We start from the raw sequence: 23,641 nt of genomic DNA on the forward strand, positions 1-23,641 counted from the left end.
AAGCTAACTACGAACTCTACGAGATAAAAACTTAGTTTTAACTTTGGGTAATACCAGCGCCACCACTACCAGCAAGGCCGTAATTAAGTTTAAATCCTGCGGTCCAAAACCGATACTACGTAAGGTATCACTTGATAAAGCAACCTGAATAAACAGCTTGTAGAGCACCGCACCGATAATGACTGCAAGCGTGATCAGCCAAATTCGCTTGGCTGGAATAATGGTTTCACCAATGATAACTGCGGCTAAACCAATGACGATAGTACCAATACCAATAGAGATATCCGCCCCGCCTTGGGTCTGTACAAACAGCGCACCTGCTAAAGCAATCAAGCCGTTAGAGATAGCCATACCGATGATAGTCATCTTTGAGGTATTAATACCTTGTGCTTGTGCCATCCGTAGGTTAGAGCCCGTAGCGCGCATAGATAGACCAGATTCAGTACTATAAAACCAATCTAAAAATAGCTTAGCCAATAGCACTACACCGCCGATAATTACGCAGCGCATCCAAAAACCATTACCGTCGGACACCAGCCCACTAAATACAGTAGTTTCACCTAATAAAGGTAGGTTTGGAGCACCCATAATACGTAGGTTGACTGAATATAGCGCTACCATTACCAAAATACTAGCGAGCAGCTGTAAGATACCGAGCTTGACGTGCAGCCAAGCGGTAACAATACCAGCAACGGAACCCGCCAGCATGCCAAAGATACAGGCTATCCACGGATTAATACCAGCAATAATAGAGATACCAGCGACCGCGCCACCCAAGGGAAAACTACCATCGGCAGTTAAGTCAGGAAAATCAAGTGTCCGAAATGAGATTAGGACGCCAAGAGCCACAAGACCATAAATTAGGCCACTTTCAAGCGCACCAAAAAAAGCAATAAGAGACATAAGGGATCAGTAAGTCGTAACCAAGCGCAGAGTAAAGAGACTCTCAAACGCCAGCGGTGAATTTAACAGATTAAGTAATCTGCAGTTAGGGTCAACCAAAACATATCACAATAAGATGAGTGCTCAAATAATAAGCCCAGCCTTCTAAATTAGTGCTGGGTTTTAAAATCAGACGGCAACCAGTATTGCCGTCCTTTATAATTGTTAGCTATAGTTGCAGCTCTATAAAAGCCGCTATTCTATCACTTCTTTGGCCTCGTCAATAAGCGCTTGTGGCAAGGTAATACCCTGTTCAGCAGCATTTTTCGGACTGACATATAAATTAAGGGCTTGCGGAGTATAAACAGCAATCTCACCGGCATTTTCACCGTTTAAAATACGAGCTACTATTTTACCTGTTTCGCGGCCAAGCGCATAGTAATCGACACCTAAGGCGGCAATCGCACCGCGCTTAACTGAGCTGGTATCAGAGGCAATAAGGGGAATTTTACTTTCTTTAGCCACTTGATATAAAGCCTCATAGGCTGACACCACGTTATTATCGGTTGAAGTGTAGATCATATCGACCCGACCTTCAAGACTACGGGCGGCCATAGCGATATCATTGCTACGCTGTGCTGGCGCTTCGTGGACATTAATACCGAGCGGTGAAAGTTTTTCTTTTAGGTTCTTAAGCGTAATAGTAGAGTTGACTTCACCTGGGCTATAAACGTAACCCACATTCTTTAAATCAGGAATAATTTGACGCATCAGCTCAATCTGAGGCTCATAAGGTAGAGCGTCTGAACCACCGGTCACGTTAGTCCCGGAACCATCTAATTTAGGCACTAACTTAGCTTCGATAGGGTCTGTAACCGCTGAAAACACTAAAGGAATCGTGCTGGTCGCTGCTGCCACTGATTGCGCTGAGGGCGTACCGATAGCAACAATGACATCTGAACCATCGGCAACGAATTGCTTGGCAATCTGCCCAGCAGTGGCGGTATTACCTTGAGCGCTTTGAAAGTTAACCGTTAAGTTCTCGCCCTCATTGAACCCTTGATCCGCCAATTCGTCAACCACGCCTTTACGCACATCATCAAGTGCTGGATGCTCAACAATTGCAGTAATAGAAACGGTCTGCATGGTGGTTACTGCTTTATCGCCAGCAGTGCCATCGACACTAGAGGTGTCTTGTGCTGATTGGTTACAGCCGGTCAAAATAGCGGTACATACACCGCCCCATAATAAGGCCTTTGCAAAGCGATTTTGATAGAACATAAGTGTTACTCCTAAAAATAATAATGTATCCGTACAAACAGGTGATGAATGGTAGTATCAATAAAGCTATTCAAATCAGCACTATTCATTGGCTGCCTTGGTATCGACATTAATAGCATCGTTAAGTATATCTGCTGGCAAGTTGACGCCTTGGGCTTTAGCATGTTTAGGACTGATATATAAAGTCAGCTCATTCATAACTTGCGGCTTAATGCTACTGACTTTTTCGCCATCTAATACTCGATAGACCATTTTGCCAGTGACCCGTCCAAAGTCATAATCGTTGACCCCAAGAGCGGCGGTTGCCCCGCGTCTAACACTAAATTCGTCAGAAGCAATTACTGGAATTTTTAGCTCGTTAGCAGCATTTGCCATCGCCTCAAACGCCGAGACTACGTTATTGTCTAGAGAGGTGTAGATAACATCAGCTCGACCGTCGAGGCTGCGAGTAGCCATGGCAACGTCAGTTGGGCGATTGGCGGTTAAGTCTAGTATCTGCAGCCCGCGAGCTGGCGCCGCCGCTTTGAGCTGATTCAGCACGGCAACCGAATTGGCTTCGCCTGGGCTATAAACATAACCGATGGTTTTAGCGTTAGGGGCGATTTTTTGAATCAAATCTAACTGGGGCTCAATAGGTAACTGGCTGGATAAACCGGTCAAATTGTCTTGTACAGGCTTATCGTTTACATCTATAAGCTTGGCAGCCAATGGGTCAGATATAGCAGTGTAGATAATAGGAATAGTGGTGGTCGAGGTGACCAAAGACTGCGCTGAGGGGGTGGAGATGGCCACAATAGCATCCGGATTATCACCAGCGAACTGCTTGGCAATCTGTCCTGCGGTGCCCAAATTGGCTTGCGCACTCTGAAAGTTAATGGTTAGGTTCTGATTTTCAACATAGCCATTGTCAGCCAATTCTTCGACGATACCACGTCTGATTTCATCTAATGAGGGATGCTCAACAATTTGGGTAATAGCTAGGGTTTTAGCAGGTTTATCAGTACTGACTGCGCTATCGCTAGCAGCAGGCTCAGTCGAGGAGTTTGAGCAACCAATAAGGCCAAAGGTACTGATGGCACTAATGGCGGCTCCATATAAACTTAAGCGTAAGGTCGTGGCAATAGTCATTATTGGACTCATAAATTAGAAAGTGCAGGTTAGCCGAGCTACAATAGCGCTTAAGCTCAATCAACGTTGAGATAGTAGGCTAACGTTAAAGTAATAGAATTATTATTTAGTAGGTTCATATTATGACAGTAATGTAAGTTATCGCAATAAAAAATTAACGCCCAGTCGTCATCAAGTAATATTAAGATGTTTATAAGTTAATTTTTTGTGCTATTACCCATAAAAAAGAGATGCCGCAAAGGACACCTCTTTTTAAGATAAATACCAGCACGGATAATATAGTTTAGCTTAAATTTCAGCTTAAAAGCTTAAGCCAGTAAGTCACCCACCACAGCTTCATCGGGTAGGGTGATGACGACTAACGAAGTCTTTGGGTCGCCAGCAGACAATACCATGCCTTCTGATACGCCAAATTTCATGGTGCGCGGCGCAAGATTAGTCACACAAATGACCTTTTTATCTGTCAATTGCTCAGGCTCATAAAACTTACGAATACCGCTAAAGACGTTACGTGGTTTATCCTCGCCAACATCTAGGGTCAGTTGTAGTAGCTTATCAGCACCCTCTACATAGTCGCAAGATAGTACCTTTGCTACCTTCATCTCAACCTTGGCAAAGTCTTCAATGCCGATATAGTCGGTTTGCTTAGGACTGTCGTTAGCAGCGGCTTTTTTGCTATCTTTTTCTTTTTGCACTTTTTGAGCCGCCGCCTTTGTATCTTGGGTAGATTCTTGAGCTTCACCTAAAGAGGCTTTTGATGCTTCAATCATAGCGCTAACATCTTTTTCATCGATACGCTGCATCAAAGGTTTGAACTTATTGATTTTATGACCGAGCAGCCACTGATTACGGCTGGCAAAGCTTAAATCATCAATATTCAAAAATGCCTTGGCGTTTTCAGTCAGCTCAGGCAATACCGGCGCCAGATAAACCATTAACTGGCGGAAGATGTTAATTGCCACCGAGCAGACCTCTTGTACCTCTTGCTCAGTACCTTCAAGTTTAGCCAGTGCCCAAGGCTTTTTAGTATCAATATACTCATTCGCCTTGTCGGCGCACTGCATGATTAGGCGCATAGCTCTTGAGAACTCACGATTCTCGTAAGCGGCGGCAATCTCATCGCCAGTCTTGGTAATATCATCTAATAAAAGCGGCTCCGCGCAAACCTCGGTCAGCATGCCGTCATACTTTTTGACCAAAAACCCAGCACTGCGACTGGCAATATTGACCACTTTACCGACCAAGTCGGAGTTGACCTTTTGCATAAAGTCGGCTAAATCAAGGTTGATATCTTCAACTTTATCAGACAGCTTACTGGCAAAGTAGTAACGCAAATATTCAGGATGCAAGTATTCAGCGTAAGTTTCCGCCTTAATAAAGGTGCCACGCGACTTACTCATCTTCTCGCCATTGACCATCAAAAATCCATGAGCAAAGATGCCGGTTGGGGTGCGAAACTCGCTACCAGCAAGCATCGCTGGCCAAAATAGCGCATGGAAATAGACAATGTCTTTCCCTATAAAGTGGTAAACTTCCGTTTTATGCTCATTTTCCTCAGCCCAGTAGCGATCAAAATCAAGCTCGTTAGCTGTTCCCTTACGCTGCTCGCACAAGTTCTTGAAGCTCGCCATATAGCCGACGGGCGCATCGAGCCAAACATAAAAATATTTATCAGGCTCATCGCTTGGCGTATCGGGTATCTGAAAACCAAAGTAGGGGGCATCGCGGGAGATATCCCAGCTGACCAGACCCGCATCGAACCACTCTTGTAGCTTATTCACCACCGAAGGTTGCAAGCGATTTTCACTACGTGTCCAGTCCTTTAAAAACTGCTCAAATTCTGGCAGATCAAAGAAATAATGCTTGGAAGTTTTGAGGGTTGGCGCTGCATCTGACAAGGTTGAGCGCGGATCGATAAGGTCGGTTGCATCATAAGTGGTGCCACAAACCTCACAGTTATCGCCATATTGGTCAGGAGAATGACACTCAGGGCAGGTGCCTTTAACGAAACGATCGGCTAAAAACAGCTTTTTTTCCGGATCAAAAAGCTGTTCGACATCATGGGTTGAGATATGGCCAGCATTGTTTAGACGACGATAAATCAGCTCAGAAAAATGTTTGTTTTCTTCTGAATGGGTGGTGTGATAATTATCAAACTCAATCAAAAACTTAGCAAAGTCAGCTTCATGTGACGCTTTTACAGTAGCGATTTGCTCCTCAGGCGTAATACCGTTTTCTTCTGCCTTGAGCATGATAGCGGTACCGTGCGCATCATCGGCGCAAACATAGGTAACCTGATGACCTTGCGCTCTCATTGCGCGTGCCCAAATATCGGTTTGGATATATTCTACAAGATGCCCTAAATGTATATAGCCATTAGCGTAGGGCAGCGCACTGGTTACTAAAATCTCACGCACAAAATCACCTTTATTTTGATATATGGTTTTAAAGCTTATAAAGTTATAAAGCTGGAAGTTTTAGAATTCGATAATGGGGCCTATGATACCGTAAATTGGCTGAATTTGTGATATCCCTTAGTAATTAACTCAATAATATTTGCAAGGAGTACTCATTTTTCATAGGGTTTATGGTCTTTTTTAGACTTTAATGATAAATAATAAAAACCCACCTAGCTATCTACCAAGTGGGTTGTACCGTTAACAATATAGGTTCAATAAGTAGCCGTTAGAAAGAATAAATTAGAAAGAGCCAAATAAGGTGCCTAATACAATTACGGCCACTACTGCAATCAATGGAATAATGATGGTGACTACTGCTAAGTTGAGATAAGACTGTTTATGCGTTAGTCCGCAGATGGCAAATAGAGTAATAACCGCACCACTATGCGGTAGGGTGTCAAGGCCGCCAGCTGCCATAACCGCCACTCGGTGCATAAGCTCGGGATCAATACCCGCATCTACCGCCATCCGTAGATAATCCTCACCCAATGTCGATAGTGCAATACTCAAACCCCCAGAGGATGAACCAGTAATACCGGCAAGCGTAGTCATCGCTACGGCCTCTGATATCAAAGGATTGTTAGGGTTTAAATTCAAGATACTGTCACGAATAATGAGAAAGCCTGCTAGTGAAGCAATAACTGCCCCATAACCGACTTCTGATGCGGTGTTAAAAATTGGTAACATCGAGTCATAAGTACCACGGTTGATGGTTTTTTGTAGGTTAGTCCAATGTCCAATACGTAGGACAATCAATACCAAAATAGCAATAACCAATGAGATAATAATTGACCATAGCCCTAAAGAGCCTGCGATATTAAGATCAGGGAACTGGGTTTGCAGGGTGGTAAAGTCTAATGATGGAAAGATAGCATAAGTCAGTAAAGCGTTTAAGGCGATGACCAGTACCAGCGGAATCATAGCGACCACAAAAGAGGTTTGACGAGTATCACGCACCTCGCTGGGGGTTGCTAGATTACTTTGAGCAACATTGATTTGAGGGTCGTCTGTAGGTGTTTTTTTGGCATCAATGCCACCGACTCCGACATCCTCATCATCATGCTGACCGTAGCCTTCACCCGCAGCATTAGCTTTATTGGCACGTGACTGTAGCCATAACCAACCGCAGATAAACATAATAGTACCGCCGATAATACCTAAGACAGGCGCGGCAAAGACGTTGGTATTGTAATAAGGGATAGGAATGGCGTTTTGGATGGCAGGCGTGCCGGGCAGCGCAGTCATGGTAAAAGTAAAGGAGCCTAGCGCAATAGCGGCTGGTATCAAGCGTTTAGGAATGTCAGCGGCTTTAAATAAGTCTTTGGCAATAGGGTAGATGGCAAAGGCTACGACAAATAACGACACTCCGCCATAAGTTAAGATTGCACAGACCAAAATTACGGCAAGAATGGCTTTGCTAGCGCCAAGCTTTTCGACCACCGTTTTTGCAATTGCGGTTGCCGCCCCTGAATCCGCCATCAAGCGTCCAAACAGCGCCCCTAACAAAAATATAGGGAAGAATTTCAGCAAAAATCCGCTCAAGGCACCCATAAAGACGTCGGTATAAGTCGGAATACTACTTAAGAAGTCTCCCGATAAAAACACCGCTAATGTCGCCATAATCGGTGCTAAAATCAGCACAGAATAGCCTCGATAAGCGAAAAACATCAGTAAAAATAAAGTGATAACGATAGCAAGTGTACTGAACATGATCGCCCTCCTTGGCATGAATCAAGCAGAAAGTATGAATTGATTATGAACGGGGGTCAATGAGAATAAATCGATCCCAGCCGAATAATTATTTTCTTAATTGCTAATAGTCTCTATTAAATCTGCTTTTCAAATTAATGCGTCTGTGCCATCCTTGTTTTTTAGTAGTTCTCAGAATAGTATGTTAAGTTAGAATTGCACTATTATAATGATACAAAATGTATTATAAGTATAGTGACGTAGGCAGATAGTTTTTTACCTATCAATTTTTTATCTATCAATGGACGCTGAATTTATAAGGAGATAAGCGTGAGTCAGTCAAAAGTATATAACAGTGCCAAGGAAGCCTTAAAAGGGGTCATAAAGGATGGACAAACCCTGGCTATAGGCGGCTTTGGACTATGCGGTATTCCCGAAGCCTTAATTGAAGCACTGCGTGATAGCGGGGCCAAAGACTTAACCTGTATCAGCAATAACGCTGGCGTTGATGACTTTGGCTTGGGGCTACTACTACAAACACGACAAATCAAGAAGATGATCTCATCCTATGTCGGCGAAAATAAAGAATTCGAGCGTCAATACCTAGCAGGCGAGCTAGAAGTAGAGCTGACGCCCCAAGGTACTCTGGCGGAAAAGCTGCGTGCAGGCGGGGCGGGCATTCCAGCATTTTATACTGCCACAGGTGTCGGTACCTTGGTCGCTGAGGGCAAAGAAACCCGCGATTTTGAAGGTCGCACTTATGTGCTTGAGCATTCACTAACCGCTGATGTCTCGCTTATCAAAGCGCAAAAAGCAGATAAAGCCGGCAATCTAATATTTAACAAAACCGCACGTAACTTTAATCCAGACTGCGCTATGGCAGGCAAAGTTACTATTGCCGAAGTTGAAGAAATCGTCGAAACTGGCACCCTTGATCCTGATGAGATTCACTTGCCGGGTATATTTGTGCAGCGCATTATATTGAACGACAACCCTGAAAAACGTATCGAAAAAACCACTACTAAAGCAACTGAGAATGCTTAGCTGCGAGTGCTTAGGTTTATAGCAATTAAAAATTAAGGATAATGACATGGCATGGACAAGAGAGCAGATGGCGCAGCGCGCCGCAAAAGAGCTACAAGATGGCTATTACGTGAATTTAGGTATTGGGCTACCCACCTTGGTCGCCAACTATATCCCTGAAGGCATTGATGTTTGGCTACAATCAGAAAACGGTCTATTAGGTATAGGTGAGTTTCCAACGGTAGATAATGTCGACGCCGATCTGATTAATGCCGGCAAGCAAACCGTTACCGCCGCTCCAGGTGCTAGTTACTTTGGTAGCTCAGAATCGTTTGCGATGATTCGCGGTGGTCATGTCAACCTAGCGATATTGGGCGCCATGGAGGTCTCAGAGCAGGGCGATCTGGCTAACTGGATGATCCCTAAAAAGATGGTTAAAGGTATGGGCGGCGCTATGGATTTAGTGGCAGGCGTCCAGCGGGTCATTGTACTGATGGAGCAGGTTAATAAGCACGGCGACCCCAAGATCTTGTCTGAGTGCCAGCTGCCATTGACGGGTAAAGGCGTGGTTGATCGTATTATCACCGAGCTTGCGGTATTAGATATCACCGATAAAGGACTAAAACTGGTTGAGCTTGCAGACGGTGTAAGTTTTGATGAGTTACAACAAAAGACCCCCGTTAGTATCATTCGATAGGGGTGGCTGATAAATATAGGAAAATGGCACAATAAATAAAGCCATTTGATAAAGGATTATAAAATATGGCGACTCAACTACAACAAGATCTAAGCGGCAAAGTGGCTTTAGTGACCGGCTCTGCCAGTGGTATTGGGCGTGATATAGCCGAAACCTATGCCAAAGCTGGGGCAGCGGTAGGTATTGCTGATATCAATCTCGCCGCCGCACAGCAAACGGTTGCTGCTATCAAAGCGGCTGGCGGACAAGCATTCGCTATTGAGATGGATGTTACTTCTGAAGATGCAGTAAACGCAGGAGTACAACAACTAGTAGATACCTTTGGCAGTATTGATATTCTGGTTTCTAACGCCGGTATTCAAATTATCAATCCCATTAGTAAAATGGCGTTTGATGATTGGAAAAAGATGCTTGCTATCCATCTAGACGGTGCGTTTTTAACCACCAAAGCCGCTGTACAGCACATGTATAAAGATGATAAAGGCGGTACGGTTATTTATATGGGCTCAGTGCATTCGCATGAAGCCTCTATGTATAAAGCGCCTTACGTCACTGCCAAGCATGGCTTACTTGGCCTATGCCGAGTATTAGCAAAAGAAGGCGCTGAGCATAATGTTCGAGCGCATGTGATTTGTCCAGGCTTTGTAAAGACCCCCTTGGTTGAAAAGCAAATCCCGCAGCAAGCGGCAGAAAAAGGTATCAGCGAAGAGTCTGTAGTCAATGATATTATGCTAGTCAATACGGTGGATAAAGAGTTCACTACCGTTGATGATATTGCACAATTGGCATTGTTTTTGGCCGCTTTTCCTAGCAATGTATTTACCGGACAGTCTATTGTTGCCAGTCATGGTTGGTTTATGAATTAATGTTTTCTAATGAGCATTAGATGGTTTTCACAGTCAGCTACTTGATAATGAAACATGAATCGATTAGCATCTTGTTTCACTTTATAGAAGCATTGATTTGAGCCAATGACATTGGCTCTTTTTCATTAGGACCTTTGCACCATTTGGGTTGCACGGAGTAATACAATGAACCACGAAGCCCTTGCACTAAAATTAAGCCGTGCCATTCAACAACAACAATTTGACCAATCTGTCTCAGAGGTTCTGCATCTGCGACCTATTGACATTGCAGACATATTAGCATTTATTGAGCCCAAGTTTGCTTGGCAGCTGCTGGAGCGTTTGCCCAATCGTTCTACAGTATTTTCCTACTTAGAGCCTGACATTCAAGTAGCTATGGCGCATGAGTTTCCACGCGATAGTATGGCGATACTAGTGGGGGAAATGCCAGCTGATGAACGCACCGACTTGTATAAACACCTCAACCAAAAGCAGCGAGATGCTCTATTGCCCGCGCTAGCACAAGCGGAGCGTGAGGATATTCGTCGGCTATCTGCTTATGAGGAGCGTACGGCTGGTGCTTTGATGACCTCAGACTACGCTACTTTAACGGCGCAGATGACGGTTAATCAAGCATTAGAAGCTTTACGTTTAGAAGCCCCCGATGCCGAGACCATTTATCATGCTTATGTGATCGATAATGAGCGTAAGCTATTAGGAGTAGTGTCACTTAGAGTATTAATCCTAGCCTCACCGCAACAGATTATTAGCGATATCATGGTCAGCTCTGTAGTCACCTGTAATGTCAATGATGACCAAGAAGATGTGGCCAAAGTAGTAGCTCGCTATGACTTGATTGCTTTACCTATTGTCGATGACCGCGGCGCCTTGGTAGGCATCGTGACGCATGACGATGCGATGGACGTTGCTAGTGATGAGGCTACCGATGACTTCCATAAGTCAGGCGGTGTCACCACTATGGTCGGCCGATTAAAAGACGTCAGTATTAGAGTGTTATATCGCAAGCGGGTATTTTGGTTGGTGCTCTTAGTGTTTGGTAATCTGCTATCAGGGATTAGTATTGCAAACTTCGAAGATGTCATTGCTGCCAACTTAGTATTGGTGTTTTTCTTACCGTTACTGGTCGATAGTGGTGGTAACGCCGGTTCCCAGTCAGCTACCTTGATGGTACGTGCGTTAGCAACCGGTGATGTGGTGATGCGTGATTGGTTTTCTTTACTGGGCCGAGAAGCGCTGGTGGCATTGATGCTAGGCTCTACTATGGCGGTTGCCGTTGCGCTTATTGGCTATATTCGTGGCGATGCTATGGTGTCATTAGTGCTAGCGCTTAGTATGGTCTGTGTGGTGATGATTGGAAGTGTTATTGGCATGAGCTTGCCTTTTGTCCTTAATAAACTAGGCTTTGACCCTGCTACAGCCAGTGCTCCTTTGATTACTTCAATAAGTGATGCTTCGGGCGTGCTGATTTATCTGTTTATTGCTTCCCAGTTTTTACCCTTATAATAATTACTAATGCAATAATAGAAATTTTGCTAAATTTTTAATTAAAAGTTTATAAAGCAATCATTTAGATAGGCTACCTAAGCTTTAAGCTATTGGATTCAACTACTGGCGTTGTGGTTTTTTTATCCTTGTAATTGAGCTACACTATAGGCTAATGACAAAAGGATTTGACTAGAAGCTTGGCGACTACCGTTGAATACTTATATAGTTAAATACTTAGGTCTTGATTATAGTGTTAGCTAAGCTTGCCCACTTACATATTGATATAGAAGCAAAGGTAGCTATGTTTAACTTTATAAAAAAAATGTCGTCAGCAAAGCCTGAAAGCTCCCAGCAACAGGCAGAACGTGATAGCGTCGTAGACAAAGTGTTGCTCGGTTATCACGTAGGAGATACCAGTATTGCCACGATGGTGACTGGTATTGATCGTAATGGTAGCGAGCTCACCCTAGACCTACGTCTGCCGCCAGAGAGTGATCCTGAGACCATTCAGCAAGAGCTTGGGAAAATGCTATCTCCTCATGGTATTCGTACTATTCATATGAACGTTCGTTTGCCTGCAGCAGCTAAAGGAGCGGCCGCAAGTCTACCTAAGCAGCCTTCCCAACAGAATCAAGCAGCTTCTAAACCCATACCTAAAACGACTGATGCGATGGCGAGTACTGATAATGCGCCTAGTAGCCATGCCCAATCAAATACAGCAGCAGAAGTACCCATTACTAAAGCGGCGCCCACTCAAGCGTCATTGTCAGCGCATCCGCGTATTCGGCATATCATTGTAGTGGCGTCAGGCAAGGGCGGCGTAGGCAAATCAACCACGACCGTTAATATCGCCTTAGCTTTACAAAAGCTTGGCAATCGGGTTGGGATACTCGATGCGGATATCTATGGACCGAGTATGCCCACCATGCTGGGCGTCGCTGAAGTAAAGCCTGAGCTTGAGAACGAACAGTTCGTGCCGGTCGAGGCGCACGGGATGGCGATGCTATCTATTGGTAGTTTGCTTGATAGTGACAATACGCCAGTTGCTTGGCGCGGACCTAAAGCTACGGGTGCATTGATGCAGCTATTCAATCAAACCAATTGGCCGCAGCTTGATTACTTAGTGATTGATATGCCGCCAGGGACGGGTGATATTCAGTTAACGTTAGCGCAGCGTATTCCGGTTACTGGGGCAGTTATTGTCACCACGCCGCAGCATATTGCCCTGCTTGATGCCCAAAAAGGCATTGAGATGTTCCATAAAACCAATATTCCCGTACTAGGCGTGGTAGAGAACATGGCACTGCACACTTGCAGCAACTGTGGTCATACTGAAGCCATCTTTGGCGCAGGCGGCGGCGAGCAAATCGCTAAGCAGTATCAGGTGCCTTTATTAGGTCAGTTACCTCTTGCCAGTGGTATCCGTGCGCAGGTAGATAAAGGCGTGCCGAGCGTATTGGCGGATGACGAATTCGCTTCTTATTATTTGAGTATCGCTGAGAATATCGAAACCAATATTGATAAGTTTGCCAAACCAATTGATGATAAGCGTATCTTTTAACGCTTGAGGTGATGTTAATAGAAGCTAATGGCCTGAGACTAACAAAGATCAAGTTAACAAGGATGTTAAAATGTCAATGCTATCTGCTCATAAGGTATATCAGTCTCGATCAGTAATCGACCAACTTATTCAAAACGGCCAACCCAGCTTTGGAGTTTTCAAACAAGTCAAAAATATCAACTATCTAGACTATCACAGCCACCTTATCTCACAAAAACCATTGCCCCATTGGCGTAAAGAGCTAAAGGCTAACCAATTCTGCTTTATCCAAATTGTTCAACCTCCGTATAGAGTCTGCTTAGCCTTAGCGACGATTAAAGTGGCGACTAGTGCCTTCATTTATGTTTATAATGATGAGACTGAGCAGTTGGAGGTTTGTGAAGCGCTGCAACCTTTAATCCATCATACTTGCTTGCAAGGTGATTGCTATCAAGGCCAGATGACATTTACGCATGCTAAGCTGACAGTGACTTTAGATTTTACTCCTCTGCAAATGAGAGTGGCACTAGACAGTCAGCAGTTGGCACTTGAGGCAACCTTAGCACGGCAGTCGCAACCACTCACTATATGTACACCGACCGGCAGGCGTGGCTGGACCTTTACCCAAAAAGAGCCGCTAACGGCAGTAACCGGTCATTTACAATTTAAACCCAGCTCAGAATTTGCTATTAATAATCACAACAAATCGATAGATTTTAATCATACTACGATTGCCAATTTAGATTGGACGCTTGGTTATATGCGTCATGAGACCAACTGGTTTTGGACTTGTATCAATAGTTATTTGCCGGACGGTCGTCATTTTACCCTCAACCTCTCTATGGGAGTCAATGAAACCGGCGCTAGTGAAAATGCTTGCTGGCTTGATGGACAGATAGTTTATCTACCACCTGTAATGTTTATACGTAAAGATTTGGACGCAGCAGCGCAGAATACTTGGCGTATTTATCATCAGAACTTAGGTTGGAGCAATGTCGATATCGATTTAACCTTTACGCCTATTACTGTCTATAAAAAGACCGATAACTTTGTTGTGGTTGCCAGTATCTTTGAGCAATGGCTGGGGGTTTATAATGGTGAGATTAGCTTGGGCGATGAGGTGATTAAAATCGATAATATTATAGGCTTAGCAGAAGACCATTTTGCCAAATGGTAAATAGTCAAGCTTATTACTATTAGCTAAGATTCACTTTAAAAGCTGCCAGCTCTATAAATCGAGCACTCAATTCCGTATAATCATCGCTATCAAATTGATATCAAATTGATATCAATAGACCCTACTGCACCTAATATTTGCTAAGGAAAAAGAATGTCTATTAAATCTGACCGCTGGATTCGTAAAATGGCTGAAGAGCATGGCATGATTGAGCCGTTTGAAGCCGGTCAAGTACGTTTTAATGATGCTGGCGAGCGTTTGGTCAGCTACGGCACCTCAAGCTATGGTTATGATGTACGCTGTGCGCCGGAATTTAAAGTATTTACTAACGTCCATTCGGTAGTAGTCGATCCCAAGAACTTTGATGAAAAAAGTTTTATTGATATCGTTGGTGATGAATGTATCATTCCGCCGAACTCATTTGCTTTGGCGCGTACGGTCGAATACTTTCGTATTCCTCGCGATGTGCTGACTATCTGTTTGGGAAAGTCAACTTACGCACGCTGCGGTATCATCGTCAACGTCACTCCACTGGAGCCTGAGTGGGAAGGACATGTGACGCTTGAATTTAGTAATACTACCAATCTACCGGCGCGTATTTATGCTGGGGAAGGGGTAGCACAAATGTTATTTTTCCAAAGTGATGCTGACGATGTTTGTGAAACCAGCTATAAAGATCGTGGTGGTAAATACCAAGGTCAGCGCGGAGTAACCTTACCAAAAACTTGATACCGGTTCAGTCTTAGCATCACAGATCAAAACTAAATAAAAAAGGCTGGTCGTATTAAATACGTCCAGCCTTTTTGCATGCTATTTTCTTAGCATTTATAAGTCTATTATTTTAAAACTTTTAAGCCTGCTTTATTATCACGTTTAGGTTTAGAAGCAGCAGGAGATTTGCCTTGTTTAGCCGTTGAGGTAAAAGGCTCTTCTTCTGGCTGGTAGTTATCATACTCATTGGGATCAAAGAACATTCCTTGCGAATTCTCTTTGGCATATATACCCAATACGGCGGGTAGAGGGACCCAAATCTCTTGGGAGACCCCGCCAAAACGAGCGTTGAAATGAATATAATCGTTTTCCATACTCATATTACCAGTCGCACGACTAGCAATATTAAGGACGATACGTCCGTCTTGTACATGCTCAGTTGGAATCTGCACATTCTTAGCAGTGGCGTCGACCATCAAATACGGAGTTAACGCATTATCTTCTATCCACTGATAGAGGGCGCGTACCATATAAGGACGAGTGGGAGTAATAGAAGTAATTTCGCTCATCTTATGATTTCCTATACTAAAATAATAATTTACTAAAGACGATGACTATCGGATACTTTTTTGGAAGCTATCTCGTTCAAACAAACGGGTTTGATAATCAAGCAAGGGACGACTAATAGCACGTGGTAATATGATACCCATATCCTCTAACCGCCATAACAATGGGGCAAGTAGCACATCACACCAGCCAAAATCATCAGCCATAAAATAAGATTTATGGGCGAATAGAGGTGACAAAGTAATCAACGAGTCAGTTAGCTTCTTTTTGGCAACTTCTGCTTGTGCTTTATTAAAGCTATCAGGATGCATGAGTAAGCGCTTGCCTAATACCAGCCAATCATGCTGAATTCGCCATGCCAATTGTCTAAACTGTGCGCGCTCTTGCGGCGTATCAGGCAGTAATTTATTCCCATGATAACGCTCTTCTAAATACTCAAAGATGACATTGATCTCGTATAAAGCAATCTCGCGCTGTTGCAGCACAGGCAAAGTATGATAAGGATTAAGCTCAGCCAAATCTTCAGGACGCTCTGAGTGCAAACGTGACAAATAGTAATCTAGCTTCTTTTCTTCAAGTAATAAGCGTACTACATGACTGTTGTAGCCATCATCAGCGTATAAAATCAGCTGACTACTTGGAATGTCGTTCGCATCAATCATGGAAGCCTAAAGTTAGTAGTTAAGGGTGTCATCGTAAACAAAGTCGCTTAGTTTATCAAGCTATCAAGCGTAACCTATATCTAGTATAAGCTCCAAATGGGTAATGGTAAATGCTGTTACATAAAAAAGGCACTACCGAAGTAGTGCCTAATATAGTTCTTAATTTGCCGATTAAGTTACTTAACGTCTTTCCAAAACTCTTTGTTAAGTAAATAAACAGGAATCAGTAGAACCAACAAGAATAAAATAACCAGAGCGCCAATAACTTGACGGTCATGACGAGCAGGCTCTGCCATCCAAGCCATGAAGTTAACCAAATCACCAACTTCGCTTTCAAACTCTTCCTGACTCACGCTTTCTTGCAGATTGTGCAACACATGAGGCATGGCAGCGTTAGCTAAAACTAGGTTGTTCGCACCCCAAGGACGGCTAGGATCTTCGTAGAATGAGAGCAGGTAAGTATAAACCCAGTCATCACCACGCAGTCTAGTTTCCAGTGACATGTCTGGAGGTGCAGCTCCAAACCATGATGCTTGAACATCAGGATCAATCTCAGCATCGATGTGATCACCAATTTGATCTGTAGTGACCATCAGATACTTTTCGACCAATTCAGGCGGAATCTCTAGGTCTTGAGCGATACGTGAATGTCGAACGTACTTTGCTGAGTGACAGCCTGCGCAGTAGTTCATAAACATCTTGGCGCCGTTTTGTAGTGAGCCCTTATTAGTGAAATCAATAGGGGCAGTACTACAAGCTAAGTTTTCTGTAACCCCATCAGCGTTAACAAAGGTTCCGCATCCGCCGCCGCCTGCCGCCATAGCGGTACCAGCAGTCAAGGTTAATGCCGCGCCCAAGCCCAAACCAGTTAAGGATTTTGTTAGGGTGTTCATTAGTGACCTCCGGTAACACGTTCTGGTGGCTGTTTACACTTCTCAATAGCAGTGTAGAACGGCATTAATAAGAAGAATAAGAAATACAAGATGGTGAATACACGCGCCATAATAGTTGCGGTTGGCGTCGCTGGTGTGGCACCCAAATAACCCAATACTACAAAGCTAATGGCAAACACGGTTAAAGCTATTTTAGACAGAATACCTTTATAGCGGATAGAGCGTACTGGTGATCTATCAAGCCAAGGGATTAAGAAGAGTACCGCAATCGCACCACCCATAGCAATAACACCACCTAGCTTACTTGGAACTGCACGTAGAATGGCATAGAACGGAGTGTAGTACCATACTGGTGCAATATGTTCTGGAGTCTTCAGGGAGTTAGCTGCTTCAAAGTTTGGTGGTTCAAGGAAGAAACCGCCACCTTCTGGGAAGAAGAATACTACTGCAAAGAATAGAATAAAGAACACCACAATACCGACCATGTCATGCACAGTGTAATAAGGATGGAATTCGATACCATCTAATGGTACGCCATTCTTGTCTTTCAGCTTTTTGATGTCGATACCATCAGGGTTGTTTGAACCCACATGGTGTAGTGCCACCAAATGCATAAATACTAAGCCCACGAGTACCAATGGAATAGCCACCACGTGTAGCGCAAAGAAGCGGTTCAAAGTAATGCCTGAGATGATATAGTCACCACGTACCCATTCAGCCAGACCATCACCAATAACGGGTAGGGCAGCTGGTAGGTTCAAAATAACCTGTGCACCCCAAAATGACATGTTGCCCCAAGGTAATAGATAACCAAAGAAGCCTTCTGCCATTAATGCGAGGTAAATACCCATACCGATAAGCCAAATGAGCTCACGCGGTTTTTGATATGAACCATAAAGTAGCGCTCTAAACATGTGCAGATACACTACTACGAAGAAAGCAGATGCACCTGTTGAGTGCATATAACGGATGAGCCAACCCCCTTTAACATCACGCATGATATATTCAACGGATGCAAATGCCCCTTCGGCACTAGGGTTGTACATCATAGTCAACCAAATACCAGTAACCAATTGGTTAACCAGTACTATCATTGACAATACACCAAAGAAGTACCAAAAGTTAAAATTCTTTGGTGCATAGTACTTTGACATATGGTATTCGTAGGTTTCGGTCGCTGGAAAGCGTGCGTCTACCCAGCTCATGAACTTTTTGCCCATACTCATATTAAGCCTCCCCAACCGTCAATATAGTCCCGTCCAGATTGTATTCTGGAACAGGTAAGTTAGTCGGTGCAGGGACGCCGCTATAGACGCGACCTGCTATATCGTATTTAGAACCATGGCAAGGGCAGAAAAAACCACCATACCAATCATTACCACCCAAGTCAGCCGCGCCAACATCAGGACGATAGTTCGGTGCACAACCTAAGTGCGTACACACTCCTTCGACCACCAAAAGGCTTGGCTCTGAGGAGCGAGATGGGTTTTTTGCATATTCTGGTTGTAAAGATTCATCAGAATCAGGGTCAGCTAGTAGAGGTTTAACTGAATCTAAAGTGTTAAGCATCTCTTCAGTACGCTTGACCACAAAGATAGGTTTACCACGATATTTAACAACGATCATCTGGCCTTCTTCGACAGAGCTGATATCTTGGGTAACCGCAGCTCCTGCAGCTTCCGCTTTAGCACTTGGGTACCAAGAGCGAACAAAAGGTGTTGCTACTGCAGCTACCCCAGCTGCACCAATCGCGGCAGTCGAGGCAATTAGAACTCTACGGCGCTGTACATTAACGCCTTCGGCTTGGCTCATTAATACTTCCTCCAGGTGAATTAAATGGGATTGTCCCACACTGGGTTGTGGCCTAGAAAGCTTACAATAAATCGCAATACGTAAGCCACTTTAGCTGTGCCTAATTTTGCTAATTGTTACTATTCTAAGCTATTTTGGTCATAAAATAAATTGTACTGTTAAAAATAATACGACCTTAGTAGGGTTTATTATGCTGTTGAATATAACAAAAGCACCCCTAGCCAACTTTTTATTGATATTTGGCAACAGACTTTAGGTGATATTACTTGTTAACAATTACCCTTAAATTAATAAGGGTATTTAACGATAGGGAATGATACTCGAAAAGACGGCAATGTTCACTAACTTTCCGTAAGTTTACGCAGTTAGTTGGCTATAAAAGCCGTAAGGAGCCCGTAGCAAAGCTACTATTCGGCTTCTAATGCTTCCCAGCGCTCCAGTTTAGTCATCATTTCATCCTCTATTACTAGCAAACGCTCACTAGCGGCTGTTGCTGCTTCAAAGTCATCAGTGAACCATGAACCATCAGCCAGCTTTTCTACCAGTTTAGCTTGCTCAGTTTCAAGCGCTGAGATCTCTTTGGGCAAGTTATCAAGCTCACGCTGCTCATTATAGCTGAGCTTTTTGGTTGCCTTTTTAGCCTGAGCTGGTGCTGACTTGTTGCTGGGTTTACTGGTTGCTGAGCTGGTATTAGACTTGGAATTGTTCGATAGCTTAGCATGAGCGGCTTGTTCACGCTGTTTTTGTACCAAGTACTCTTGATAGCCGCCCACATACTCTTTGACAATACCGTTGCCTTCTTCATTGGTATCAAATACCCAAGTCGAGGTGACGACATTATCCATAAAAGAGCGGTCATGACTAATGAGCAAGATAGTACCATTAAACTTACTAACCGATTCTTCTAGCAGTTCAAGGGTTGCCATATCCAAATCGTTGGTGGGCTCATCAAGCACTAAAATATTAGCTGGCTTTAAAAGCTGTTTTGCTAATAGTACTCGGTTACGCTCACCACCTGACAAGGCTTTGACCGGGGTACGCGCCCGCTCTGGTGCAAATAAAAAGTCTTGCAGGTAGCTCATAATATGCGTTTTGCGTCCACCCACTTCAATGAAGTCTGATCCTTCAGAGACGTTTTGCGCGACCGTGGCTTCCAGATCTAACTGGTCACGCAGCTGATCAAAAAATGCGACTTCTAAATTGGTTCCTAAAGTAACACTACCAGTCTTGATGACTTCATCATCAGACATGTCAAGTAGAGCCTTGATAAGGGTGGTTTTGCCTGCGCCATTAGGACCAATAATGCCAATTTTGTCGCCGCGCATAATAGTAGTGCTAAAGTTATCGACCAACACGTTACCATTGTATTCAAGATGCAGATTCTTAACTTTACAAACCAGCTTGCCACTTTTCTCGCCTTCGCCCATAGTGATATTGACGTTTCCAACTTGCTCGCGGCGAGCACTACGCTCTTCTCGTAACGCTTGAAGCTCACGTACACGCCCTTCGTTACGGGTACGACGCGCTTTGATCCCTTGGCGAATCCAAACTTCCTCTTGAGCTAACTTTTTATCAAAATTAGCGTTGTTTTTCTCTTCGGCGATCAGTTGCTGCTCTTTTAGCTCTTGATAGCGGGCGTAGCCTTTGACACCCTGAGTGACGTCGTAGCTTGACAGCTTACCGCGATCAAGCTCTACAATGCGCGTCGCCAGCTTATCTACAAATGCTCTATCATGGGTAATAAATAGTAGGGTTAAGCCTTGCCAATCTAGTAAAAAGCGCTCAAGCCATTCGATACTATCAACGTCCAAATGGTTGGTGGGCTCATCAAGTAGCAATAAATCAGGCTTGGTCACTAGAGCACGGGCCAATAATACTCGGCGTTTACGACCACCCGATAAAGAGGATAGGTCATCCTCAGGATCTAGTCCCATAGTAGTAATCAGGCGTGTGGCTTCACGCTCCAAATCCCAGCCATGTACCGCATCGATATCATGCTGCAAGGTCGCCATACGCTCACAAGCATCCATGTCGCCGGTAGCACATAGATCGGCTTGCTGATTGTAACTGATCAATAAATCAGCAGTACGGCGACTACCGCCCATAACGATATCTAGCAGTCTACCGCTAGTTTCTGGGACGTCTTGCTCAAGCATGGCCACACGTGCGCTGCCATTGATAATGATCTCGCCACTATCAGGCTGTATCGAGCCATTAATTAATTTGAATAAAGTTGATTTGCCTTCGCCGTTACGACCGATCAAACACACACGCTCGCCTTCATTAAGGCTAAAGTCGATGCCATCTAGAATAGGAGCTACGCCAAAAGCGAGATGAATATTTTTTAAATGTATCAGTGCCATAGATTATCTTAAGCTTATATATAGTAATAAAAATAGTGAGTGGAATAATAGTTATATAAAGGGGGTGAGTAAATTGCCAGCAGTATAACATGCTGTTGTCTGACTTTAGCGTAGACAACTGTTCTTTTTAAAATGCATCGATTATAGCCCCTATTAATATGATAAAAATAGCCATAAAATGGTTAATTCTAAATTAATCATCAACTCTTTATTCTACAATCTGTTGTATAAACAGCCTTTACGTTTAAAACTCCTTAAGCTGAAAGTCCTTTAAGTTAAAAATCGAGAGTGTTATGAAAGCCATACCGGTAGACAATGAGCAAAACAACGAGCAAAAACCTGCAAATCCAAGTAATAATGGAGCAGAGCAATCAGAGCAATCAGAGCTACAAGCGCAAATGGTAGAGCTACAGATGAGCATGGCTCATTTAGAGCTAACCGTAGAGCAATTAGATCAAGTGATTGCTCGCCAAGATCAGCATATCCAAACTTTGCAGCGTCAATTGCAACTGTTATATACCCAAATACAGACGCAAGGCCCTGAAGAAGGTATTGCCCCCTTTGATATTATGGCGGACAAACCACCGCATTATTAAAGAATCGATAAGCAAACAACCGTTGGATAGCAACTTAAGTAACAGTGACTAAACCGTCATAAATGCGCAATAATGTGTTTTTATGGTTGTCTTAGCGTTTAAAAGCTATTAACATCGCTGACTAATCTATCACTTGCTTAATGACTTTATAGCGATTGCTAGGGCAGTGGTATAACAATGAGGATGTTTGGAGATAACAATGCACCCCACTTTTCATGCAAAAACTCTCGCAGTAGCGGTTGCTGCTCTTTGTGTCGCTGGCACTGCTAATGCAGCAGGCCTCGACCGTTCAGGACAAGATATCACGGCCTTCTTACAAGACGGTGTCTATGCAGAAACGGTCTATACTTACCTCGACGCTGACGTAACAGGTAAAGATATTTCAGGCAATAAAATTAAGGATATTGCTGAGGATTATGATTTTTTCCGTTATGGGGTAAAAGCGGATATAAATGATACTTTTAGTATCGGTATCTTATATGATGAGCCCTTTGGTGCGGCCGCTGACTATGTGGGCAATAATGATTTTGTCACTATCGGTGATCGTGACGCCATTATTCAGGATATGACAGGAAATCCTAATATTACTGAAAGTTATGTCGATAATGTTTTGATCCCTGAGTTACAAGGTGCCTTAGCCCCAGGAAATCCAGGCAATTTGACACAAGATCAGTTGAAAGAAGCTCAAGGTCAATTAATAGGCCTGCAGGCTGCTAAAGGACGCGCAGAAACAGCGGGTCAAGGCACGCAAGTTGAGGTTCGTACTGAGAGCATTACCGGTCTTATTGGGGCAAAGTTCGGCGCTAATAAAGAGTTTCAAGTCTACGGTGGTCCAGTTGCTCAGCGAGTAAGAGCCGATGTAAAGCTGCGCGGTGATGCTTATAGTACTGCCTCAGGTTACACTGCTCATATTGGTAAGGATCAAGATTATGGCTGGATTGCGGGTATGGCATATAGCAAGCCAGAGATTGCGCTAAAAGCGGCCCTGACTTATCGCTCAGAGATTAAACATGAAGCATTAGCGGGTGAGATCTTTCCAATTGCTACTGCCGCAGGTGCTACTGCTGGTATGGCCTTACCGACGACTAGAAGCGATACCATCAAAATTGATACCCCAAAATCAGTTAACTTCGATTTTCAAACCGGTATCAACCCCACTACCTTAGCCACCGCTAAAGTACGCTGGGTACCTTGGAGCGATTTTGCAATTGTACCGTCACTATATAATGATGTCAGTAAGATTGCGACTAAAGATGATAAGGGCTTAGCATTAGTAAGCTACGATGATGATCAGTGGCAGGTTGAGCTGGGTCTTGCTAAGCGTATAGCGCCAGAGCTTGCCATCAGCGGTACGGTTGGTTGGGATAGCGGTGCTGGTAATCCAGTGACATCATTAGGACCTATCGAAGGCTATTATAGCGCTGGGCTTGGAGCTAAATACAATCTTACTGAAAACTGGGCGATCTCAGCCGGTGGTAAGTACTTATGGTTCGGTGATGCTAAAGGTCAAATACCTACCAAAGCTGTTGTTAGTAAATTCGATAGCAACGACGGTTATGCATTAGGTGTAAAACTATCTTATCAATCTACACAGTAAGATAATGAAGGCTAGTTTATTTAATATACTTTAGTATTTATCAAATATATAAAGCCCACATATAATTAGCGAATCAATAAAAGCGATCCATTAAGGGTCGCTTTTTTTATGGGGAAGGCTAATAAAAAAACAGCCAAACGATTAAAGGAAGAAGCTGTTAGCGAGCTTAAATGACCTAGAATCTTGGTAATATAAAAACGATAGTTAGTGATA

Annotated in this window: 20 protein-coding genes; 9 read left to right on the forward strand and 11 right to left on the reverse strand. The window is 43.7% G+C overall.

What is annotated here, in order from left to right; genetic code table 11:
* Positions 1-3: 3 nt before the first annotated feature.
* The 5 genes from JMX18_RS00890 to JMX18_RS00910 all read right to left on the reverse strand — a co-directional run bounded on the left by JMX18_RS00890 (position 4) and on the right by JMX18_RS00910 (position 7,460).
* The gene (locus tag JMX18_RS00890) at positions 4-903 is read right to left on the reverse strand and encodes an ABC transporter permease (RefSeq protein WP_201582800.1); all 900 of its coding nucleotides are present in this window, start codon (positions 901-903) and stop codon (positions 4-6) included.
* A gap of 234 nt (positions 904-1,137) precedes the next feature.
* On the reverse strand, positions 1,138-2,163 hold the full coding sequence (locus JMX18_RS00895) for an ABC transporter substrate-binding protein (RefSeq protein ID WP_201582801.1): 1,026 nt from the start codon (positions 2,161-2,163) through the stop codon (positions 1,138-1,140).
* Between the two features lie 81 nt (positions 2,164-2,244).
* On the reverse strand, positions 2,245-3,291 hold the full coding sequence (locus JMX18_RS00900; RefSeq protein ID WP_201582802.1) for an ABC transporter substrate-binding protein: 1,047 nt from the start codon (positions 3,289-3,291) through the stop codon (positions 2,245-2,247).
* Between the two features lie 308 nt (positions 3,292-3,599).
* The gene (metG, locus tag JMX18_RS00905) at positions 3,600-5,708 is read right to left on the reverse strand and encodes a methionine--tRNA ligase (protein WP_406947346.1); all 2,109 of its coding nucleotides are present in this window, start codon (positions 5,706-5,708) and stop codon (positions 3,600-3,602) included.
* A 282-nt stretch (positions 5,709-5,990) separates the two neighbouring features.
* Complete coding sequence (locus JMX18_RS00910) at positions 5,991-7,460, reverse strand: GntP family permease (protein ID WP_201582803.1); 1,470 nt, start codon at positions 7,458-7,460, stop codon at positions 5,991-5,993.
* Between the two features lie 309 nt (positions 7,461-7,769).
* Between JMX18_RS00910 and JMX18_RS00915 the strand changes: the two genes are divergently transcribed.
* The 7 genes from JMX18_RS00915 (at position 7,770) to dcd (ending at position 14,956) form a co-directional block, all read left to right on the forward strand.
* The gene (locus JMX18_RS00915; protein ID WP_201582804.1) at positions 7,770-8,483 is read left to right on the forward strand and encodes a CoA transferase subunit A; all 714 of its coding nucleotides are present in this window, start codon (positions 7,770-7,772) and stop codon (positions 8,481-8,483) included.
* 46 nt (positions 8,484-8,529) lie between these two features.
* A complete protein-coding gene (locus JMX18_RS00920; RefSeq protein ID WP_201582806.1) occupies positions 8,530-9,159 on the forward strand; it encodes a CoA transferase subunit B in 630 nt (209 codons plus the stop codon).
* Between the two features lie 65 nt (positions 9,160-9,224).
* The gene (locus JMX18_RS00925; RefSeq protein WP_201582808.1) at positions 9,225-10,025 is read left to right on the forward strand and encodes a 3-hydroxybutyrate dehydrogenase; all 801 of its coding nucleotides are present in this window, start codon (positions 9,225-9,227) and stop codon (positions 10,023-10,025) included.
* 165 nt (positions 10,026-10,190) lie between these two features.
* Positions 10,191-11,528: a magnesium transporter gene (mgtE, locus tag JMX18_RS00930; RefSeq protein ID WP_201582818.1), complete on the forward strand. Its 1,338-nt coding sequence runs from the start codon at positions 10,191-10,193 to the stop codon at positions 11,526-11,528.
* Positions 11,529-11,811: 283 nt separating this feature from the next.
* The gene (gene apbC / locus JMX18_RS00935) at positions 11,812-13,071 is read left to right on the forward strand and encodes an iron-sulfur cluster carrier protein ApbC (RefSeq protein ID WP_201582820.1); all 1,260 of its coding nucleotides are present in this window, start codon (positions 11,812-11,814) and stop codon (positions 13,069-13,071) included.
* Positions 13,072-13,141: 70 nt separating this feature from the next.
* Positions 13,142-14,227 carry a DUF2804 domain-containing protein gene (locus JMX18_RS00940; RefSeq protein WP_201582821.1) on the forward strand — a complete coding sequence of 362 codons (1,086 nt, stop codon included), beginning with the start codon at positions 13,142-13,144 and terminating at the stop codon, positions 14,225-14,227.
* 153 nt (positions 14,228-14,380) lie between these two features.
* Entirely contained in the window at positions 14,381-14,956 is a 576-nt protein-coding gene (gene dcd, locus JMX18_RS00945; RefSeq protein ID WP_201582822.1) for a dCTP deaminase, read from the forward strand.
* Between the two features lie 107 nt (positions 14,957-15,063).
* Here the strand turns inward: dcd and JMX18_RS00950 are convergent, their stop codons facing one another.
* From JMX18_RS00950 to JMX18_RS00975, 6 genes are all read right to left on the reverse strand, one after another.
* A complete protein-coding gene (locus JMX18_RS00950; RefSeq protein ID WP_201582823.1) occupies positions 15,064-15,507 on the reverse strand; it encodes a ClpXP protease specificity-enhancing factor in 444 nt (147 codons plus the stop codon).
* 45 nt (positions 15,508-15,552) lie between these two features.
* Positions 15,553-16,167: a glutathione S-transferase N-terminal domain-containing protein gene (locus tag JMX18_RS00955; RefSeq protein WP_201582824.1), complete on the reverse strand. Its 615-nt coding sequence runs from the start codon at positions 16,165-16,167 to the stop codon at positions 15,553-15,555.
* Between the two features lie 176 nt (positions 16,168-16,343).
* Positions 16,344-17,060 carry a cytochrome c1 gene (locus JMX18_RS00960; RefSeq protein ID WP_201582825.1) on the reverse strand — a complete coding sequence of 239 codons (717 nt, stop codon included), beginning with the start codon at positions 17,058-17,060 and terminating at the stop codon, positions 16,344-16,346.
* A complete protein-coding gene (locus JMX18_RS00965) occupies positions 17,060-18,265 on the reverse strand; it encodes a cytochrome b (protein ID WP_201588169.1) in 1,206 nt (401 codons plus the stop codon). Before JMX18_RS00965 ends, JMX18_RS00960 begins: the two co-directional genes overlap by 1 nt.
* A gap of 22 nt (positions 18,266-18,287) precedes the next feature.
* Positions 18,288-18,872 carry a ubiquinol-cytochrome c reductase iron-sulfur subunit gene (gene petA, locus JMX18_RS00970; RefSeq protein ID WP_201582826.1) on the reverse strand — a complete coding sequence of 195 codons (585 nt, stop codon included), beginning with the start codon at positions 18,870-18,872 and terminating at the stop codon, positions 18,288-18,290.
* Between the two features lie 407 nt (positions 18,873-19,279).
* Positions 19,280-21,235: an ATP-binding cassette domain-containing protein gene (locus JMX18_RS00975; protein WP_201582829.1), complete on the reverse strand. Its 1,956-nt coding sequence runs from the start codon at positions 21,233-21,235 to the stop codon at positions 19,280-19,282.
* A 293-nt stretch (positions 21,236-21,528) separates the two neighbouring features.
* On the opposite strand from JMX18_RS00975, the gene JMX18_RS00980 reads away from it, so the two are divergent.
* Together JMX18_RS00980 and JMX18_RS00985 are read left to right on the forward strand one after the other, a co-directional pair.
* Positions 21,529-21,831, forward strand: coding sequence for a SlyX family protein (locus tag JMX18_RS00980; RefSeq protein ID WP_201582830.1), 303 nt, complete (start codon positions 21,529-21,531; stop codon positions 21,829-21,831).
* A gap of 199 nt (positions 21,832-22,030) precedes the next feature.
* Complete coding sequence (locus JMX18_RS00985; RefSeq protein WP_201582836.1) at positions 22,031-23,428, forward strand: outer membrane protein transport protein; 1,398 nt, start codon at positions 22,031-22,033, stop codon at positions 23,426-23,428.
* Positions 23,429-23,641 lie beyond the last annotated feature (213 nt).

Origin of the sequence: Psychrobacter jeotgali, from assembly GCF_904846315.1 — a bacterium.
GTDB classification, from domain to species: Bacteria; Pseudomonadota; Gammaproteobacteria; order Pseudomonadales; family Moraxellaceae; genus Psychrobacter; species Psychrobacter jeotgali.

Excerpts from the sequence above, each read along its gene's own strand:
- JMX18_RS00890 (WP_201582800.1), bottom strand. The coding sequence starts at position 903 with ATGTCTCTTATTGCTTTTTTTGGTGCGCTTGAAAGTGGCCTAATTTAT.
- JMX18_RS00895 (WP_201582801.1), bottom strand. The coding sequence starts at position 2,163 with ATGTTCTATCAAAATCGCTTTGCAAAGGCCTTATTATGGGGCGGTGTA.
- JMX18_RS00900 (WP_201582802.1), bottom strand. The coding sequence starts at position 3,291 with ATGACTATTGCCACGACCTTACGCTTAAGTTTATATGGAGCCGCCATT.
- JMX18_RS00910 (WP_201582803.1), bottom strand. The coding sequence starts at position 7,460 with ATGTTCAGTACACTTGCTATCGTTATCACTTTATTTTTACTGATGTTT.
- JMX18_RS00920 (WP_201582806.1), top strand. The coding sequence starts at position 8,530 with ATGGCATGGACAAGAGAGCAGATGGCGCAGCGCGCCGCAAAAGAGCTA.
- JMX18_RS00925 (WP_201582808.1), top strand. The coding sequence starts at position 9,225 with ATGGCGACTCAACTACAACAAGATCTAAGCGGCAAAGTGGCTTTAGTG.
- mgtE (WP_201582818.1), top strand. The coding sequence starts at position 10,191 with ATGAACCACGAAGCCCTTGCACTAAAATTAAGCCGTGCCATTCAACAA.
- apbC (WP_201582820.1), top strand. The coding sequence starts at position 11,812 with ATGTTTAACTTTATAAAAAAAATGTCGTCAGCAAAGCCTGAAAGCTCC.
- JMX18_RS00940 (WP_201582821.1), top strand. The coding sequence starts at position 13,142 with ATGTCAATGCTATCTGCTCATAAGGTATATCAGTCTCGATCAGTAATC.
- dcd (WP_201582822.1), top strand. The coding sequence starts at position 14,381 with ATGTCTATTAAATCTGACCGCTGGATTCGTAAAATGGCTGAAGAGCAT.
- JMX18_RS00950 (WP_201582823.1), bottom strand. The coding sequence starts at position 15,507 with ATGAGCGAAATTACTTCTATTACTCCCACTCGTCCTTATATGGTACGC.
- JMX18_RS00955 (WP_201582824.1), bottom strand. The coding sequence starts at position 16,167 with ATGATTGATGCGAACGACATTCCAAGTAGTCAGCTGATTTTATACGCT.
- JMX18_RS00960 (WP_201582825.1), bottom strand. The coding sequence starts at position 17,060 with ATGAACACCCTAACAAAATCCTTAACTGGTTTGGGCTTGGGCGCGGCA.
- JMX18_RS00965 (WP_201588169.1), bottom strand. The coding sequence starts at position 18,265 with ATGAGCTGGGTAGACGCACGCTTTCCAGCGACCGAAACCTACGAATAC.
- petA (WP_201582826.1), bottom strand. The coding sequence starts at position 18,872 with ATGAGCCAAGCCGAAGGCGTTAATGTACAGCGCCGTAGAGTTCTAATT.
- JMX18_RS00975 (WP_201582829.1), bottom strand. The coding sequence starts at position 21,235 with ATGGCACTGATACATTTAAAAAATATTCATCTCGCTTTTGGCGTAGCT.
- JMX18_RS00980 (WP_201582830.1), top strand. The coding sequence starts at position 21,529 with ATGAAAGCCATACCGGTAGACAATGAGCAAAACAACGAGCAAAAACCT.
- JMX18_RS00985 (WP_201582836.1), top strand. The coding sequence starts at position 22,031 with ATGCACCCCACTTTTCATGCAAAAACTCTCGCAGTAGCGGTTGCTGCT.